The sequence below is a fragment of the Mesorhizobium sp. genome (assembly GCF_017306585.1).
In the GTDB taxonomy this organism is placed as follows: domain Bacteria; phylum Pseudomonadota; class Alphaproteobacteria; order Rhizobiales; family Rhizobiaceae; genus Mesorhizobium.
Genome location: NZ_JAFKIC010000009.1, coordinates 1 through 1,653, shown reverse-complemented (window position 1 = coordinate 1,653; position 1,653 = coordinate 1). Strand labels below are relative to the sequence as shown.

The following is a 1,653-nucleotide window of genomic DNA, read 5'->3' as shown; positions in this document are numbered from 1 at the left end:
CTTCCTCGCTCAGTTTCTGGAAATAGGCTTCCAGGTCGAAGCGTCCCGGGTCCTCCGAGGCTTCGCCGCGGGCAAAGGCGAGATAGCCTTCCAGCATCGACTGCATGTCGTCGATGTCCTGGTTGAGCGCCGCCTTGGTCTCGGCCTTGCCGCCGGCCAGGGCCAGCTGCAGCTTGAAACGGGTCAGAATGGTCCGGAGATCATGGCTGACGCCGGTGAGCATGGCGGTGCGCTGTTCGATCTGGCGTTCGATGCGCTCGCGCATCTGGATGAAGGCAAAGCCGGCGCGACGAACCTCCTCGGCGCCGCGTGGCCGGAAATCGCGCGGCATCGGCCGGCCCTTGCCGAAGCTTTCGGCCGCCTCGGCCAGCGTCAGGATCGGCCGGATCTGGTTGCGCAGGAAGGGGATGGCGATCATCAGCAGCACCAGTGAGGTGCCGACCATCCAGATCAGGAAGATGTGGGTGTTGGAGGCATAGGCCTGACTGCGGCGCACGAAGACGCGCAGCACCTTGTTCTCAAGCTGGACGCGGACCTCGACAATGTTGGAATTGCCGACCGTGTCGATCCAGAAGGGGCGGTTGATCTGGCGGGTGATCTCGGCGGAGAGAACATCGTCGAGGATCGAGAAGAACGGTTTTGGGCCGGGCGGCGGCAGCGGGTCGGGCGGCAGGAGGTCGACCTTCAGCTGCATGCGGTCCTGCGCGATGCGGATGATGTTGGCGTAGTCGGCGTCGTGCGGATAGGTCTCGATCAGGTCGATGATAGCGGCGATGTCGCGCACTGTGGCCTGCGACAGGCGTTGCGTCACCGTTGCCCAGTGGCGCTCCATGAAGACGAAGGCGACCACAGACTGCAGAAGGATCATCGGCGCGATGACGATGATCAGCGAGCGCGCATAGAGGCGCTTGGGCATGTAGAGCGAGACGAGGCGCCAGAACCGGTTCCAGACACGCGGCACCGCCTTGAGCGTGCGCGTGGCGCGTGCGCTCAAGCCGTCATTTCCCGGCTGTTCCAGGTCCGTGGTCGCCATTGGCTCTTTTCATCCGTGCGACGCCTTGATCGGGAGCATGATCTTCCAGACCAGGGCCGCTGCCGGTACTCTATTCCACGCTGAGCCGATACCCAATACCGCGCACGGTCTGCAGCCAGACCGGATTGGACGGATCGCGCTCGATCTTGCGGCGCAGGCGGTTGATCTGGACGTCGATGGTGCGCTCGCCGACTTCCGAATCGTCGCCGACAAGCTCGTGGCGCGGAATGGTTTCGCCAGCGCGCGCCGCGAAGATCGCCAGGATCTCCTGCTCCCGGTCGGTCAGCTTCAGCGCCTCGCCGCCGCGCTTCAGTTCACGCCTGGCGATCTGGAAGGTGTAGGGGCCGAAGACCAGCTGTTCGACCTTGGGCGTGGCCGCAGGGCCGCCACGGCGCAGGATGTTGTTGATGCGCAGGATCAGTTCGCGCGGGTCGAAGGGTTTCGGCAGGTAGTCGTCGGCGCCGGCCTCCAGACCCGAGATGCGGCTGTCGGTTTCCGACAGCGCCGTCAGCATCAGGATCGGCACGTTCTTTTCGGCGCGCAGCGAGCGGGTCAGGTCGACGCCCGTCTCGCCCGGCATCATCACGTCGAGCACGAGCAGGTCGAAATCGAGGCCGGCG

2 protein-coding genes are annotated in these 1,653 nt (G+C 64.9%); both read right to left on the bottom strand.

From position 1 onward, the window contains the following. A partial coding sequence (locus J0I79_RS00100) for a HAMP domain-containing protein (protein ID WP_292854141.1) occupies positions 1-961 on the bottom strand: 961 nt, incomplete at its 3' end. A gap of 142 nt (positions 962-1,103) precedes the next feature. Then, positions 1,104-1,653, bottom strand: a 550-nt coding sequence (locus J0I79_RS00095; RefSeq protein ID WP_292854139.1) for a response regulator transcription factor, incomplete at its 5' end; no start/stop codon positions are given.